At 55.9% G+C, this 15,381-nt stretch carries 15 protein-coding genes; 6 read left to right on the top strand and 9 right to left on the bottom strand.

The features are described 5' to 3' along the window. Positions 1-248: 248 nt before the first annotated feature. Complete coding sequence (pepD, locus tag WH277_RS10665; protein WP_339505614.1) at positions 249-1,706, top strand: beta-Ala-His dipeptidase; 1,458 nt, start codon at positions 249-251, stop codon at positions 1,704-1,706. Positions 1,707-1,825: 119 nt separating this feature from the next. Here pepD and dinB read toward each other — a convergent pair whose 3' ends face one another. Then, complete coding sequence (dinB, locus tag WH277_RS10660; protein ID WP_159337620.1) at positions 1,826-2,881, bottom strand: DNA polymerase IV; 1,056 nt, start codon at positions 2,879-2,881, stop codon at positions 1,826-1,828. Between the two features lie 213 nt (positions 2,882-3,094). Here dinB and dpaA point away from each other — a divergent pair, with 213 nt between their 5' ends. Then, the gene (gene dpaA / locus WH277_RS10655; RefSeq protein ID WP_133846220.1) at positions 3,095-3,829 is read left to right on the top strand and encodes a peptidoglycan meso-diaminopimelic acid protein amidase; all 735 of its coding nucleotides are present in this window, start codon (positions 3,095-3,097) and stop codon (positions 3,827-3,829) included. Here dpaA and WH277_RS10650 read toward each other — a convergent pair. Both WH277_RS10650 and lpcA read right to left on the bottom strand, forming a co-directional pair. Next, positions 3,800-4,567, bottom strand: coding sequence for a class II glutamine amidotransferase (locus tag WH277_RS10650; protein ID WP_133846219.1), 768 nt, complete (start codon positions 4,565-4,567; stop codon positions 3,800-3,802). The genes dpaA and WH277_RS10650 overlap by 30 nt on opposite strands. Positions 4,568-4,717: 150 nt before the next feature. Continuing rightward, on the bottom strand, positions 4,718-5,296 hold the full coding sequence (gene lpcA / locus WH277_RS10645; RefSeq protein ID WP_133846218.1) for a D-sedoheptulose 7-phosphate isomerase: 579 nt from the start codon (positions 5,294-5,296) through the stop codon (positions 4,718-4,720). A 216-nt stretch (positions 5,297-5,512) separates the two neighbouring features. Between lpcA and fadE the strand changes: the two genes are divergently transcribed. Then, entirely contained in the window at positions 5,513-7,957 is a 2,445-nt protein-coding gene (gene fadE / locus WH277_RS10640) for an acyl-CoA dehydrogenase FadE (protein ID WP_339505610.1), read from the top strand. 59 nt (positions 7,958-8,016) lie between these two features. Here the strand turns inward: fadE and mtnK are convergent, their stop codons facing one another. Continuing rightward, a complete protein-coding gene (gene mtnK / locus WH277_RS10635) occupies positions 8,017-9,216 on the bottom strand; it encodes an S-methyl-5-thioribose kinase (protein ID WP_133846216.1) in 1,200 nt (399 codons plus the stop codon). A gap of 115 nt (positions 9,217-9,331) precedes the next feature. On the opposite strand from mtnK, the gene mtnA reads away from it, so the two are divergent. Continuing rightward, positions 9,332-10,357, top strand: a complete 1,026-nt coding sequence (gene mtnA, locus WH277_RS10630; protein ID WP_133846215.1) for an S-methyl-5-thioribose-1-phosphate isomerase — start codon at positions 9,332-9,334, stop codon at positions 10,355-10,357. Between the two features lie 133 nt (positions 10,358-10,490). Here mtnA and WH277_RS10625 read toward each other — a convergent pair whose 3' ends face one another. The 3 genes from WH277_RS10625 to WH277_RS10615 are packed head-to-tail and all read right to left on the bottom strand — an operon-like array spanning position 10,491 to position 12,330. After that, complete coding sequence (locus WH277_RS10625) at positions 10,491-11,033, bottom strand: 1,2-dihydroxy-3-keto-5-methylthiopentene dioxygenase (protein ID WP_133846214.1); 543 nt, start codon at positions 11,031-11,033, stop codon at positions 10,491-10,493. Beyond that, a complete protein-coding gene (mtnC, locus tag WH277_RS10620; protein ID WP_133846213.1) occupies positions 11,030-11,719 on the bottom strand; it encodes an acireductone synthase in 690 nt (229 codons plus the stop codon). Before mtnC ends, WH277_RS10625 begins: the two co-directional genes overlap by 4 nt. Continuing rightward, the gene (locus WH277_RS10615; RefSeq protein WP_167864041.1) at positions 11,716-12,330 is read right to left on the bottom strand and encodes a methylthioribulose 1-phosphate dehydratase; all 615 of its coding nucleotides are present in this window, start codon (positions 12,328-12,330) and stop codon (positions 11,716-11,718) included. The genes mtnC and WH277_RS10615 overlap by 4 nt, the downstream gene beginning before the upstream one ends. A 140-nt stretch (positions 12,331-12,470) precedes the next feature. Here WH277_RS10615 and WH277_RS10610 point away from each other — a divergent pair, with 140 nt between their 5' ends. Next, positions 12,471-13,631, top strand: a complete 1,161-nt coding sequence (locus WH277_RS10610; RefSeq protein ID WP_339505607.1) for a pyridoxal phosphate-dependent aminotransferase — start codon at positions 12,471-12,473, stop codon at positions 13,629-13,631. Next, positions 13,619-14,386, top strand: a complete 768-nt coding sequence (locus tag WH277_RS10605) for an amidohydrolase (protein ID WP_339505605.1) — start codon at positions 13,619-13,621, stop codon at positions 14,384-14,386. The genes WH277_RS10610 and WH277_RS10605 overlap by 13 nt, the downstream gene beginning before the upstream one ends. A gap of 55 nt (positions 14,387-14,441) precedes the next feature. On the opposite strand, the gene uraH is transcribed toward WH277_RS10605, so the two are convergent. Both uraH and uraD read right to left on the bottom strand, forming a co-directional pair. After that, positions 14,442-14,774, bottom strand: coding sequence for a hydroxyisourate hydrolase (uraH, locus tag WH277_RS10600; RefSeq protein WP_133846209.1), 333 nt, complete (start codon positions 14,772-14,774; stop codon positions 14,442-14,444). Then, the gene (gene uraD, locus WH277_RS10595) at positions 14,771-15,265 is read right to left on the bottom strand and encodes a 2-oxo-4-hydroxy-4-carboxy-5-ureidoimidazoline decarboxylase (RefSeq protein WP_133846208.1); all 495 of its coding nucleotides are present in this window, start codon (positions 15,263-15,265) and stop codon (positions 14,771-14,773) included. The genes uraH and uraD overlap by 4 nt, the downstream gene beginning before the upstream one ends. Between the last annotated feature and the right edge of the window lie 116 nt (positions 15,266-15,381).

Raw genomic sequence — 15,381 nt, 5'->3', positions numbered from 1 at the left:
AATGAAATTGGCTTAAAAATTGTGCAAGGGGAGCGGTTGCGCGAAATTATAGTGATCTGAGGCACTAAAAACCAGCCCGCTGCACCTTGTATCCCCCTTTTTTCCTGGGGCATCGTGAGCATGTGTCAGAAATCGGTGATATTCTTTTGCCATCGCGTCAGATTCGCTGACGGGAATTTTCCAACCGATATCAGCGCATGCTTCCTGCCTGCACGGCAGAAAGGGAGTGCTGACACAGGAGAGTTATCGTGTCTGAATTGTCTCAATTATCCCCACAACCATTGTGGGATATTTTTGCCAAAATTTGCTCCATTCCCCATCCTTCTTATCATGAAGAACAACTGGCTGCCCATGTGATCGCCTGGGCGACGGAGCTGGGTTTCTGTAATGAGCGCGACCAGGTGGGTAACATCCTGATCCGTAAACCTGCCACGCCGGGTTATGAAAATCGTAAACCCGTGGCGCTTCAGGCGCACCTTGATATGGTGCCGCAGAAAAACAACGACACGGTGCATGACTTTACCCAAGACCCGATTCAGCCCTGGATCGATGGCGAGTGGGTAAAAGCACGCGGCACCACGCTGGGTGCCGATAACGGTATTGGTATGGCTTCAGCTCTGGCCGTGCTGGCTGATAACAGCCTGGAACATGGTCCGCTGGAAGTGCTGCTGACCATGACCGAAGAGACCGGCATGGTCGGTGCCTTCGGATTGAAAGCAGGCTGGTTGCAGGCCGATATTTTGATTAACACCGATTCCGAAGAGGAAGGTGAGATCTATATGGGTTGTGCTGGCGGTATCGACTTTACCAGCACACTGCCGCTGACCCGTGAAGCGGTTCCGGCCGGTTATCAGACGGTGAAACTGACGCTGAAAGGCCTGAAAGGCGGTCACTCCGGTTGTGATATTCACGTGGGTCTGGGGAATGCCAACAAACTGCTGGCGCGCTTCCTGTTCTCCCATGCGGCGGATCTTGACCTGCGTCTGGTGGATTTCAGCGGCGGTACGCTGCGGAATGCGATCCCACGTGAAGCCTTCGCCACGCTGGCGGTTCCTGTTGCGAACCTCGATAAGCTGAAGTCACTGGCAGCCGGCTATCTGCTGACGCTGCAAAATGAGCTGAGCCTGAAAGAGAAAAACATTGCCGTGGTGGTCGAGGATCTGGCCCATGCGGAGCAGGCTCTGAGCACCACCAGCCGTGATGCGTTTATCGCTCTGCTGAACAGCACACCGAATGGCGTGATCCGTCAGTCAGATGTAATGAAAGGCGTGGTGGAAACCTCACTGAACGTCGGTGTGGTGACGTTTGAAGGCAATGAAGCGAAGATCAACTCACTGATCCGTTCACTGATCGACAGCGGCAAAGAGTACGTGGTGGAAATGCTCACTGCGCTCGGCCAACTGGCCGGGGCGAAAACCCTCGCCAAAGGCAGCTATCCAGGCTGGCAGCCGGATGCCACCTCACCGGTGATGGCGCTGGTGCGTGAAACCTATGAAAAACTGTTCGATAAAACCCCGAACATCCAGGTTATCCACGCCGGTCTGGAGTGCGGTCTGTTTAAAGAACCGTACCCACAGATGGACATGGTATCGATTGGCCCGACCATCACCGGACCCCACTCCCCGGATGAGCAGGTGCATATTGGAAGCGTTGACCTGTACTGGCAGCTGCTGACTGCGCTGTTGAAGGCGATCCCGGTTAAGTAATGCTGCGCATATGATACGGGCGAGGCCTGCCTCGCCCCTACGACAGCCTCTATACAGGCATGCCCCGCGCCCTGTCACAATCGCGACACTCGCAGGGGTCAGGTATGCCTGACACGCTCTTACAATCCCAATAACAATTGCCTTTCCAGCTGCGGGTCCAGCAGCGTCACATGCAATCCCACCAGCCTCACGCCGCGCCCTGCACGCCGTTCATCCCAGCTTTTTCGCGCAATCTCAATCAGATCGGCCTTATTCAGTACCTGCCAGACATGCTCCTGCGTGGTCTGCTGGAAATCATTAAACTTCAGTTTTACGCCCTGACGGGCAATCTGGCGATCCGGCTTAATGTTATCCAGCCGTCGTGCCAGCTCATCGTACAGCAGGTCGATAATTTCCAGGCAGGCTTCCCAGCTATGAATATCCTCCGACAGCGTCCGCTCCACGCCAAGAGATTTACGCTCACGGGTAGTGATGACTTCCCGGTCATCAATGCCATTACTGCGCTCCCACAGCACGCGGCCAAACTTACCAAACCGCCTCAGCAAGGTGACCAAATCGGTTTTTTGCACATCGGCACAGGTGTTCAGCCCCATCTCTTCTAACTTACGCGCCGTGACTTTTCCCACGCCGGGAATTTTCGCCAGCGGCAGGGCCAGCAGGAAGTCAGGCATCTGCTGCGGCGTAATGACAAACTGGCCGTTAGGTTTATTCATATCGGAGGCGATTTTTGCCAGGAATTTAATCGGCGCTATCCCGGCTGATGCGGTGAGATTCAGCTCCTGCTGGATCGTATCGCGGATCTCACGCGCGATCAGCGTGGCCGATCCATGGCAATGCTGGCTGTCAGTGACATCCAGGTAAGCTTCATCAAGCGACAGGGGTTCAATCAGGGCAGTATAGCGGGAAAAGATGTCACGAATATGGGCGCTGGCTTCTTTATAAGCGTCATAGCGGCCCCGAATCACCGTCAGGTGCGGGCAGAGCTTAAGCGCCATCGCCGTTGACATCGCACTGTGCACACCAAATTTCCGCGCAGGATAATTCGCCGTGCTGATGACGCCGCGCTGTTTTTCGCTGCCGCCAATCGCGATGGGGATATCACGCAGGCTGGGGTTATCGCGCATTTCCACTGCGGCAAAAAAGCAGTCCATATCCACGTGAATGATTTTACGCATAGCCCCCTCCGATAATACTGTATAAGTATACAGTCAAAAAGCCAGAGTTCAATACGCAACGGAACGCACATAAATTAAGGTTTTTATTCTTCGCTATCTTGATAAAAAAATAGACAATGCTAAGGTGACGCAGCGATAGCGGAATTATCCGATATTGTCAGTACAGACGCCTTCCGGCGTTGCTTTCAACCCCTACATTTCAAGGGAACCAGAATGGGCAAAATCGCACTGCTGTTTGCGATGATTTTTCTGCCAGCCGTTGTCTTCGCCAGCGTACCGGATTCGGTTACCCCACTGGCCCCGGTAAGCAAAGAGTTAAAGAAACAACTGATTGGTACCCCCGTGTACCTGCAAATCTTCAAAGAAGAACGCACGCTGGAACTGTACGGCAAAATCGGCAACGAATTCCGCCTGCTTAACAGCTACCGCATCTGTAATTTTTCGGGTGGATTGGGGCCAAAACGCGTACAGGGCGACTTCAAAAGTCCGGAAGGTTTTTACAGCGTGGGACTTTCCCAGTTAAAACCAGACAGCCGCTTTTATCGTGCGATTAACGTCGGCTTTCCGAACGAATACGATCGCCAGCAGGGTTATCAGGGGAAATATCTGATGATCCACGGCAACTGCGTGTCAATTGGCTGCTATGCCATGACCGATGCCTATATGGATGAAATTTATCACTATGTGGAAGCCGCGCTGCGCAATGGCCAGCCACGTGTTGAAGTCAGTATTTATCCGTTCCGCATGACCGACAGCAACATGCAGCGCCATCGCTACTCCACTTACATCAATTTCTGGAAGCAATTGCAGCCGGGTTACACGCAGTTCGTGCAGACCAAACAGCCTCCGGCGGTCAACGTTAGCGATGGCAAGTACGTACTGAGCCGCCCGATGACAGGCAACTCAGCCGTACAGGAATCAGCGCTCGCGCTCACCCAGGCAAAATAACGCCCATTCACCTGGCTCAATCTTGTGCCAGGTTTCATTCGCCGTCAGCGGCTGAGTGGCCACCACTGTGACCACGTCATTTGGCGTGGTCTGCTTCTGAAAATCAATTTCCACATCCTGATCCAGCAATTTGGCTTTGCCGAACGGGGCACGTCGGGTGATCCAGAACAGATTGGTCGAACAGAACGCCATCAGATAGCGGCCATCTGACAGCAGCATGTTAAACACCCCTTTCTCACGCATCTCTGCCGCCAGTTCCGCAATGTAGCGGAAGACGGCTGGCCAGTTGCCCGGCGTACGCGGATAGCGAGTGGTCAGCTTATGCAACAACCAGCAGAAGGCAATCTCACTGTCGGTTTCACCCACGGGGCGATAAGGGCCGGTATCCAGGTTTTTATAGCCTTTAAGCTGCCCGTTGTGCGCGTAAGTCCAGTTACGTCCCCACAGTTCGCGGGTAAACGGGTGCGTATTTTCCAGCGATACTTCACCCCGGTTCGCCTGGCGAATATGCGCCACCACCGAACAGGACTTAATCGGATATTCCTGCACCAGTCGGGCAATCGGCGATTGAAAACTGGGTTGCGGATCTTTAAATGTGCGGCAGCCTTTCCCTTCATAAAAGGTAATGCCCCAGCCATCTTTATGCGGACCCGTTCCGCCACCGCGCTGCACCAGCCCGGTAAAACTAAAACAGATGTCCGTCGGGACGTTCGCGCTCATCCCAAGTAGTTCGCACACAGGATTACCTCGTGAAAATAGATTCTATCCCCAATGGATTTCACGTTGCAGGAAGGCGGCAAACGAGTGAATCCCCGGGAACTTACACGAATAAGTGACCGGGGTTCACGAGAGCAGCCAACGCACCTGCGGCGTGAAAGATGAAGGGGATTATTTGACCATTTCTTTTTCGATGAGCAGCATCAGGATATGAATCACTTTGATGTGAATTTCCTGAATACGGTCAGCATAACCGAAGTGCGGCACACGAATTTCTACGTCGGCCACGCCATCCATTTTGCCGCCGTCTTTACCGGTCAGGGTGATTACTTTCATCCCTTTGGCGCGCGCAGCTTCAACCGCTTTAATAATATTACCGGAGTTACCCGATGTGGAGATCCCTAACAGCACATCCCCTGCTTTCCCCACCGCTTCAATGTAGCGTGAGAAAACAAAATCATAGCCAAAGTCATTACTGACGCAGGACAGGTGGCTGACATCAGAAATCGCGATCGCCGGATAGCCAGGGCGGTTTTCACGGTAGCGCCCCGTCAACTCCTCAGCAAAATGCATCGCATCGCAGTGGGAACCGCCATTACCACAGGAGAGAACCTTACCACCTGCTTTAAATGAATCAGCCAGCAGCACGGCCGCACGCTGGATCGCCTCGATGTTTGCATCTTCACTAAGAAATTTATTCAGCGTCTCTGCCGCTTCGTTCAGCTCGGCGCGAATGATGTCCTGATACATAGGGATGTCCTTTTAGGAAAGAGTTACTGTAGGAGTTTATCAAGTTGCCAGAGAGCCGGGAAGCGATCTCCCCGCCCCCCAGAGGGATTAACGCTTCGTGCCACCGCTTTGTGAGCCAGGTTGTAATTATTATGTAAACAGATTGCACCTGACGCCGTGGTAATCTAAACATATACCCAACAGGTCGGACCTCTTACTACTTACGGAGCACATGTTATGATGGTTCTCAGTATTGTGGCGACGATCGTGCTGATTGGCGCCCTGTTTTATCACCGTATTAATCTGCTGGCTGCCAGTGCTGCGTTGCTGCTCTGGACCGCTGTGCTCGGATTGGCAGGGCTGTGGACACTTTGGCTGCTGGTTCCGCTGGTGCTTATTCTGCTGCCATTTAATCTCCTGCCCATGCGCCAGGCGCTGTTCAGCAAACCCACGCTGAACACCTTCCAGAAAGTGATGCCGCCGATGTCACGCACCGAAAAAGAAGCCATCGATGCCGGTACCACCTGGTGGGAAGGCGATCTGTTCCGTGGTACACCGGACTGGAAAAAACTTCATGCCTATCCGCAGCCGCGACTGACGCCGGAAGAGCAGGCTTTTATTGACGGTCCGGTAGAAGAAGCCTGCCGTATGGCAAATGACTTCCAGATCACCCATGAAATGGCCGATCTGCCGCCTGAGCTGTGGGCGTATCTCAAACAGCACCGCTTCTTCGCCATGATTATCAAGAAAGAGTATGGCGGCCTTGAATTTTCGGCCTACGCTCAGGCGCGCGTGCTGCAAAAACTGTCAGGGGTTTCCGGTATTCTGGCGATCACGGTGGGTGTGCCTAACTCCCTTGGCCCGGGCGAACTGCTCCAGCATTACGGGACTGAAGCGCAGAAAGATCACTACCTGCCTCGTCTGGCACGGGGCCAGGAGATCCCCTGCTTTGCCCTGACCAGCCCGGAAGCGGGCTCCGATGCCGGTGCCATCCCGGATGTTGGCGTGGTATGCATGGGCGAATGGGAAGGTCATCAGGTGCTGGGTATGCGCCTCACCTGGAACAAACGCTATATCACCCTGGCTCCAATTGCCACGGTGCTCGGCCTGGCGTTTAAGCTTTCCGACCCCGACCATTTGCTGGGTGAAACGGAAGAGTTAGGGATCACCTGTGCGCTGATCCCCACGCAGACACCGGGCGTGGAAATTGGTCAACGGCACTTCCCGCTCAACGTACCGTTCCAGAACGGCCCGACACGCGGCAAGGATATCTTTGTACCGATTGATTTTATTATCGGTGGCCCGGAAATGGCCGGACAGGGCTGGCGGATGCTGGTTGAGTGTCTGTCCGTGGGCCGTGGCATTACCCTGCCGTCCAACTCCACCGGCAGCCTGAAAAGCATTGCACTGGCGATTGGCGCGTATGCGCATATTCGTCGTCAGTTCCGCCTGCCGATTGGCAAGATGGAGGGGATTGAAGAACCGCTGGCACGCATCGCCGGGAACACCTATGTGATGGATGCCGCCGCCACGCTGATCACCAGTGGCATTATGCTTGGTGAAAAACCGGCGGTGCTGTCCGCCATCGTGAAATACCACTGTACTCATCGCGGTCAGCGGGCAATTGTTGACGCCATGGATATTGCGGGCGGTAAAGGCATTATGCTCGGCAGCAGCAACTTCCTTGCCCGCGCTTATCAGGGGGCGCCGATTGCCATTACGGTGGAAGGCGCCAACATTCTGACCCGCAGTATGATTATCTTCGGCCAGGGTGCTATTCGTTGCCACCCTTACGTGCTGGAAGAGATGGCGGCAGCGCAGAATAATGATGTGACAGCCTTTGATAAGGCGCTGTTCAGCCATATCGGCCACGTGGGCAGCAATACGCTGCGCAGCCTGTGGCTGGGGCTCACGGGTGGCCGCACCAGCGCCTCGCCGACTCGCGATGCCACCCGTCGTTACTATCAGCATCTGAACCGCGTCAGTGCCAACCTTGCACTGCTGTCGGATGTCTCAATGTCCGTGCTGGGCGGCAGCCTGAAACGCCGCGAGCGCATTTCGGCGCGCCTTGGCGATACCCTGAGCCAGCTCTATCTGGCCTCGGCAGCGCTGAAGCGTTATGAGGATGAAGGACGTAACGAAGCAGACTTACCGCTGTTGCACTGGGGCGTTCAGGATGCGCTGAATCAGGCAGACACGGCTATCGACGACCTGCTGCGCAACTTCCCGAACCGCCTGGTGGCGGGCCTGGTACGCGCCGTGGTGTTCCCGACCGGCCGTCACAGCCGGGCGCCGTCCGACCGCCTGGATCATCAACTGGCGCTTATTTTGCAGGTGCCATCCGCCACCCGCAACCGCCTGGGGCGCGGTCAGTATCTCGCACCGAGTGAACACAACCCGGCAGGCCAGCTGGAAGAAGCGCTGCACGATGTGATGGCCGCAGAAGCGATTCATGACCGCCTGTGTAAACAGCAGAAAAAACATCTGTCGTTTACCCGTCTGGATGCACTGGCAGCACAAGGGCTGGAGGCGGGATGGGTCACCCAGGAAGAAGCCGATATTCTGATCCGTGCTGAAGTCAGCCGCCTGCGCTCAATTAACGTGGATGAATTTGACGCCGATGCGCTGGCAACTCAACCGGTAAAAGAGGTAAAGCCACCACGTAAAATCGAAGCGGCATAAAGTAACAAGGCCGATCGACGTTATCGATCGGCCTTTATTCACTGAGAGGCAATAAAACGTTAACCGTTCTGGCGGATACGTGCAATCAGTGCTTCCACATCCGGCACATGATCAGCCAGCAGGATCAGGCTGCGCCCCAGGATTATCGCCTGGCGCACGCATTCGATGCGCATCGCTTCATCTTCAATCTTCTTGATATCTGCGACCTGCGACATCCCCACGGTACGGCGGATAAGTTCAGTGCCGCAATAGCCGATGGTATCGCTCCACACCTTACGCAGGAATTCGCGGGAGTAGCCCGGCACGGCCAGCGCACGATCGCGGCTCTTCTCTGCCGCCAGCGCCAGGAAACCCTCGGTGAAACTCAGCCATACTTCACGCACATCGTTAAGACGATTTTCACGCGCGGCGGCCGCTTCACGCGGTGGCAGCAGGCCCGGTGCTGCACAGTAGCTGATCAACAAATTGCCCAGTGCGCTGCCAATATCAAAGCCCATCGGGCCGTAGAAACCGAACTCCGCATCAATCACTTTCAAGCGGCCTTCTTTCACAAAGATCGAACCGCTGTGAACATCCCCATGCAGTAAGGCTTCTGCGTGGCAGTAGAAGCGATGCTTCAGGCCGCCAACGGCGAGCCTTAAGGCCTGATCATCCCGCAGGGATTCAGCCAGCGGCTCCAGCGCACGCGGATAAGCATTTCGCTCATGAACTTCGTAGGGTTCGTTGAAGAACAGCTCTTCAGTGATATCGCACAGCTCCGGGTTAGTAAAACGGATCACGTCCGCTTTTTTCTGGTACGGATGCTGGAAAAAATCAGAGGTATGGAACAGGGTTTGCGCGAGATACTCACCCAACTGCCCTGCCGCCTGCGGATATTCAACACCGTTCACCAGCTCGGTACGCCAGATCGCATGGTCAGAGAGATCTTCCATCACCATCACCGCCAGTTCCGGATCGTAGTGAAGGATGTTGACCGTATGCTGCGGGCAGAATTTTCCGTGCTCAATCAGCACTTCCGCTTCCAGACGCGCACGGTCAAGGGTGAGAGGCCAGGATTCGCCCACGCAGCGCACATAAGGTAGTGCCTGCTTGACGATCACCCGGCTGACGCCTGCCGTATCAAAAATCTTGAACACCAGGTTGAGATTACCATCGCCGACTTCCTGCGAATCAACCAGCGTTTCGGGGTTCGCCACGCCGCCAAACTGGCGAGCATATTCCACGGCATCCGCTGCGGTGAACGTACGGTATTGCGACATTGATCTGCCCCTCAAAAATAACCCATGTTTCGTTGTAATAAGCCGTTCAGACGTCTATACATCCGTTAACCATGTTGGCACAATATGATGCATTAAAGCAACCAGGATTTAACTCATGCAAACACTCAGTACCACCAGCTTACAGGTTCGTGATAATCAGCTCTGGATCCTCGACCAGCAGGCCCTGCCGCAGCAGAAAATCTGGTGCCCGACGCCGGACGTTGCCGGGCTGGTGGGTCATATTAAAGCCCTGCGTGTGCGCGGCGCTCCGCTGATCGGGCTGTCTGCCAGCCTGTTGCTGGCCCTGCTGGCCGAAAATGGCATGGCAAAACCGCAGCTGGCTGAGGCGCTGGAGGTGTTGCGTGCTTCGCGCCCGACGGCGGTGAATCTGATGAATAACCTTGATCGCATGAAGCTGGCCCTGGCGCAGGATGATTTCGTTAGCGCGCTGGGCACAGAAGCACTGCGTCTGATCGATGAAGATAAAGCACTGTGCGACAGCATTGCTGTTGCCGGTAGCGCACTGATTACGCCCGGTAGCCGTTTGCTGACCCACTGCAATACCGGCGGGCTGGCCACCGCAGGCGTTGGCACGGCGTTAGGAGTGATTGCACGTGGCTGGCAGGAAGGCACGGTCGCCAGTGTCTGGGTGGATGAAACCCGCCCCCTGTTGCAGGGTGGCCGACTGACCGCCTGGGAGCTGGGTGAGCTGGGTATCCCTTACCGCCTGATTTGTGACTCGATGGCCGCCAGTCTGATGGCTCAGGGACAGGTTGATGCTATCTGGGTAGGCGCTGACCGCATTGCTGCCAACGGTGACGTGGCCAACAAGATTGGCACTTACAGCCTGGCGGTACTGGCGAAGTATCACAACATTCCGTTCTACGTTGCGGCACCGCATACCACCCTGGACCGTGAATGCCCGAACGGAGAGGCCATCCCGATTGAACAGCGCGCTGCCCGCGAAGTGACCGGTGTAGCCGGAAGCTTTGGTGATGTGCAGTGGGCGCCAGACGATGCGCAGGTGTATAACCCGGCGTTTGATGTGACGCCTGCCTCACTGATTAGCGGCTGGGTGCTGGATACCGGGGTCGTCACCCCTGTGCAGGTAGAAGCGGGTGAGTTTCAGCCACGGCTTTAAGAACGATGAATTCCCTAAATTATTCGAGTTGCAGCAAGGCGGCAAAGCTGTGAGTCCCTGGGAGCATAGGTAGCTATGTGACCAGGGTGAGCAGCTGCAGTCAACGCAGCTGCAGCTGGAAGAATGACGGGGATTACGGTAAACGCGGATACGCATCGGCGATGGTGTCACCGGTAAACTTCGCGACCCAGCCTTCCTGGTTATCGAAAATACGGATAGCAGTGAAGTTGGGTGACGATCCCATATCAAACCAGTGCGGCGTTCCGGCGGGTACCGAAATCAGATCATTCTTCTCACACAGGATCTGGTAGATGTGCCCGTCAAGGTGCAGACAGAAAAGCCCCGCCCCTTCCACAAAGAAACGCACTTCATCTTCACCGTGGGTGTGCTCAGAAAGAAACTTGGTGCGCAGCACCTCTTTCTGCGGGTTATCTGCACGCATGCTGATGACATCCCAGCTCTGATAGCCTTTTTCTGCCACCAGACGATCAATGGCATGCTGATAGGCGTTGATCACCGTTGCGGCATCCGGATTTTCACCCAGGTCACGGTCCGCTTCCCAACGCTCAAAGCGCACCTCTTTACTGTGCAACTTGTCGGCAATCTCTGCCGCATCGGTGCTGTGCCAGACCGGTGTGGTCGCTTCGGTATCGGTAAAAATAGTCAGTGCACTCATGAGTTCAACAGCTCCTGGTTAATCTGATCAAAACCTGCAACCTGACGATGACGGCTCTCAGTGTCCGCGTCGCCGCGTATTAACTGCACGGTGTTCCAGCCTGCATCCTGTGCGGCGTCCAGCTCCTGATGAATATCGGATAAGAACAGCAAATTCTCTGCGGGCAACCCAATCTGGCTGGCAATGTTGCGATAAGCATCGACTTCACGTTTGGCACCCACATGGGTATCAAAGTATCCGCTAAACAGGCCAGTGATATCACCGGCGTCGCTGTAGCCAAATAACAATTTCTGCGCAGCTACGGAGCCAGATGAATAAACATACAGCGCCACGCCCTGCTGCTGCCACTGTTTTAATGCAGGCAGCACGTCGGCATACAGATGGCCGGTAAAACTGCCATTCTCATAGCCCGCACGCCAGATCATGCCCTGTAAGGCTTTCAGCGCGGTGGATTTACGATCCTGATCCATATAACCGAACAGCACCTGCACCAGTTCATCCGGTGTCGCCTGCGGATTGCCGGCCTCCACACGCAGATCGTCAAGCGCCTGGGCCACCGCCGGTTGCTGCTGATGTTCAGTAATAAAAGCGGGAAGATGCTGACGCGCATAAGGGAACAGGACGTTATGCACAAAGCGAATATCGCTGGTGGTGCCTTCAATATCAGTGATGATGGCGCGGATCATGATTTCTCCAGAACGCGACGTTGTAATTCACACTGGAATAAAAACTCCAGCCCTTCAAGATGACGGCGCGCGTCATTGACGTCTTTGCCCCAACAGGTCAGCCCGTGACCGCGCAGCAGAAAACCATAACGCAGCGGGGTATGGGCCGCAAACTGTTCAATACGCTGTGCCAGCGCGTCAATATCCTGGTCGTTATCGAACAGGGCAATCGGCACCGCATCAAGATGCGAGTGTTGTCCGGCCAGCGTCTTCTGCATCTCATAGCCCTGCAATGTCAGCGCCGCACTTTTCTCCACACGCGACAGCACGGTGGAATTCACCGTGTGGGTATGCAGCACCGCTCCCGCATCAGGAAACAGGCGGTAGATCAGCGTATGCAGACCCGTTTCCGCCGATGGCTTACGCCCGGAGGGGACAAGATTGGTAGCAATATCGACCTGGATAAAGTCGTCACGCGTCAGGCTGCCTTTGTCTTTGCCGGACTCACTCAGCAGGCAGAACTGCGCATCCTGGCGCACGGACATATTACCGCCCGTGGCCGGGGCCCAGCCGCGAGCACCAATCCAGTGACAGGCAGCAACTAATTGATCTAACTGAGAGCTTTGCGTCATCTCTTTCCTTAGTGTGAAAGATGATAAAGGTAGATATAGACGTCTAAGCGTCTTGATTGCCAAATAGTAACATCGTGTTATATTGGCAGCAATACAGGACTCCAACATCACATTTCTGCGTTGCAAAAGGGTTATTACTGATGAGCCAGACGCCGTTCACCCCAGAGAGCAAACTGCCTACGCTGGGCACCACCATTTTCACTCAGATGAGCGCGCTCGCGCAGCAGTACAACGCCATCAATCTGTCCCAGGGTTTTCCCGACTTTGACGGCCCGCAGTATCTGCAACAGCGTCTGGCACATCATGTCAGCCAGGGCGCAAATCAGTATGCCCCGATGACAGGAGTCGCCCCGTTACGTGAAGCGATTGCGAAGAAAACCGCCGGGTTGTACGGCTACGCGCCGGATGTAAACACCGAAATTACTGTGACCGCTGGCGCTACCGAAGCCCTTTATGCTGCAATTACCGCGCTGGTCCGTCCGGGCGATGAAGTGATCTGCTTTGACCCGAGCTACGACAGCTATGCGCCCGCCGTTACGCTGGCTGGCGGCGTGATGAAACGCATCGCCTTGCAGCCACCTGGCTTCCGCCCTGACTGGCAGGCGTTTGCCGCACTGCTGTCGCCAAAAACGCGGCTGGTGATCCTCAATACCCCACATAATCCGTCAGCCACCGTGTGGCAGCAGAGCGACTTCGCCCAGCTGTGGCAAGCCATTCGCCAGCAGGAAATCTACGTTCTCAGCGACGAAGTGTATGAACACATCTGTTTCGATGAGAACGGTCACGCCAGCGTGCTGGCACATCCTGAGCTGCGTGCCCGTGCTATTGCAGTGTCTTCATTTGGTAAAACCTTCCATATGACCGGCTGGAAAGTGGGTTACTGCGTGGCCCCGACGGCAATCAGTGCTGAAGTGCGCAAAGTCCACCAGTACCTGACCTTCTCGGTGAATACGCCTGCACAGCTGGCCATCGCGGATATGCTGGAGGTTGAACCGCAACACTATCGCGAACTGCCGGACTTCTACCGTGCGCGCCGTGACCGCTTTGTGAAAGCCCTGTCGGGCAGTCGTTTCGAACTGCTGCCGTGCGAAGGCACCTATTTCCTGCTGGCCGATTACAGCGCCATCTCCGATCTGGATGATGTGGCATTCTGCCAGTGGCTGACCAAAGAAGTGGGCGTGGCCGCCATACCGCTGTCGGTATTCTGCGCTGATGCCTTCCCTCATAAACTGATCCGCCTGTGCTTCGCCAAACAGGAAGCCACGCTGGACGCTGCCGCGGAGCGCCTGTGTCAACTTTAAACATTACCGTCCTTCAGCAGCCGCTGGTATGGATGGATGGCCCGGCTAACCTGGCCTTTTTCGACGGTCTGCTCGCCGATATTCAGGATCGTGACCTGATTATCCTGCCGGAAATGTTCACCACCGGATTTGCCATGGAGGCGGCGGCGAGCTCACTGCCCGAAAACGAGGTGATTGCCTGGCTGCAGGCGAAAGCCGCCGCGGCCCATGCGATGGTGGCTGGCAGCGCCGCGATTCAGGTGGAGAAAGGCGCGGTGAACCGCTTCTTCCTCGTGGAACCTGAGGGCAAGGTGCATTTCTATGACAAGCGCCATCTGTTCCGTATGGCCGGGGAACATGAACACTATCTGGCGGGCGATCGCCGTGAGGTGATCGAGTGGCGTGGCTGGCGTATTCTGCCGCAGGTCTGTTACGACCTGCGCTTCCCGGTGTTTTCCCGCAATCAGAACGATTACGACCTGGCGCTGTATGTCGCCAACTGGCCAGCGCCGCGTGCGCTGCACTGGCAGACGCTGTTACAGGCGCGCGCCATTGAAAACCAGGCGTATATCGCCGGATGTAACCGCGTGGGCACCGATGGCAACGGCCACCCCTACAGCGGTGACAGCCGGATCATCAGCCCGCAGGGAGAAATCTTAGCCCAGGGTGAACCGCATCAACCTGCCCGTCTGGATGCTACGCTGTCGCTGGAGAACCTGCGCGAGTACCGCGAGAAATTCCCGGCATGGCGTGATGCGGACAGTTTTCGTTTGTGATTGTCACGGGCCGATGAAAACAGAGTGGGCGACCCTTTTTTCCAGTCGCCCCAATTTATGAACCGCGATAGGTGGACCACGACCACGGGGTGATCAAAAAGGGTAAGTGGTAGTGGCCGGTGGTGGCAATCACGAAATCAATCTGCGCGTTGACGTACAGGGTTTCACGCCCGTCGGCAGCAAAATAGTCGCCGATTTCGGCCGTCAGACGATAGTGGCCCGGTGCCAGCGGCTGCGGCGTCAGATCGCCAATGCGGCCGTCAGCATTGGTGACACCAGAGGCCAGGAGCTGCCAGCCTGTCGGGCTGTTTTGTTCAAGGGCAATCGTCACACCTGCCGCCGGTTTCCCCAGGGCAGTATCAAGAATATGCGTGGTTACTGTGCTCAACGGAACGTCTCCTCTAAGCGTAATAACGTGATGTCGCGTAGCTGTTGCAGCGCTTCGTGCTGTTCCTGCTGCGCATCGTTTTGCAGGCGGCGTTGCAGCTCCGTAAGGATCTGCTCACCGCTGCGGCCTTTGGCGCGGATCAGAAAGACCTGGCTAAAGCGCTGTTCATAGATGGCGTTACCTGCCTGTAATGCCTGCGCCAGTGGAAGGTCCGCAGCATTGACCTGCCCCTGTTCACCGCGGGACAGTGCAGCCTCTTTGCCTGACCCGCCCGCACGCTCGCCAATACGCGGATGAGCAGTGAGTGCCTGGGCTAGCGCAACGCTATCCCAGGTCTGCGACAGTGATTCAGCCTGCGCCAGTAGCGCCGCCAGCGAAGCATAAGGCCGGGCATCTACCACTGCCGCAGCCCACTCAGGTAGCGCGACACAATGTTCAATACTGTGCTGCGCATCGGCAGCGCTGACCTGGTTGAACTGCGTCAGGTTCATAGTCATCACTCCACCAAGCCGGGGCGGGCATGCCCGACCCCTACGAAAGCCTGCCCCCTTACGAAGACCAGGCCGTATGTCCGACCCCTACGAAAGCCTGCCCCCTTACGAAGGCC

It is taken from the genome of Erwinia sp. MYb416 (assembly GCF_037479575.1).
GTDB classification, from domain to species: domain Bacteria; phylum Pseudomonadota; class Gammaproteobacteria; order Enterobacterales; family Enterobacteriaceae; genus Erwinia; species Erwinia rhapontici.
This window is presented reverse-complemented; position numbering and strand designations above follow the sequence as displayed.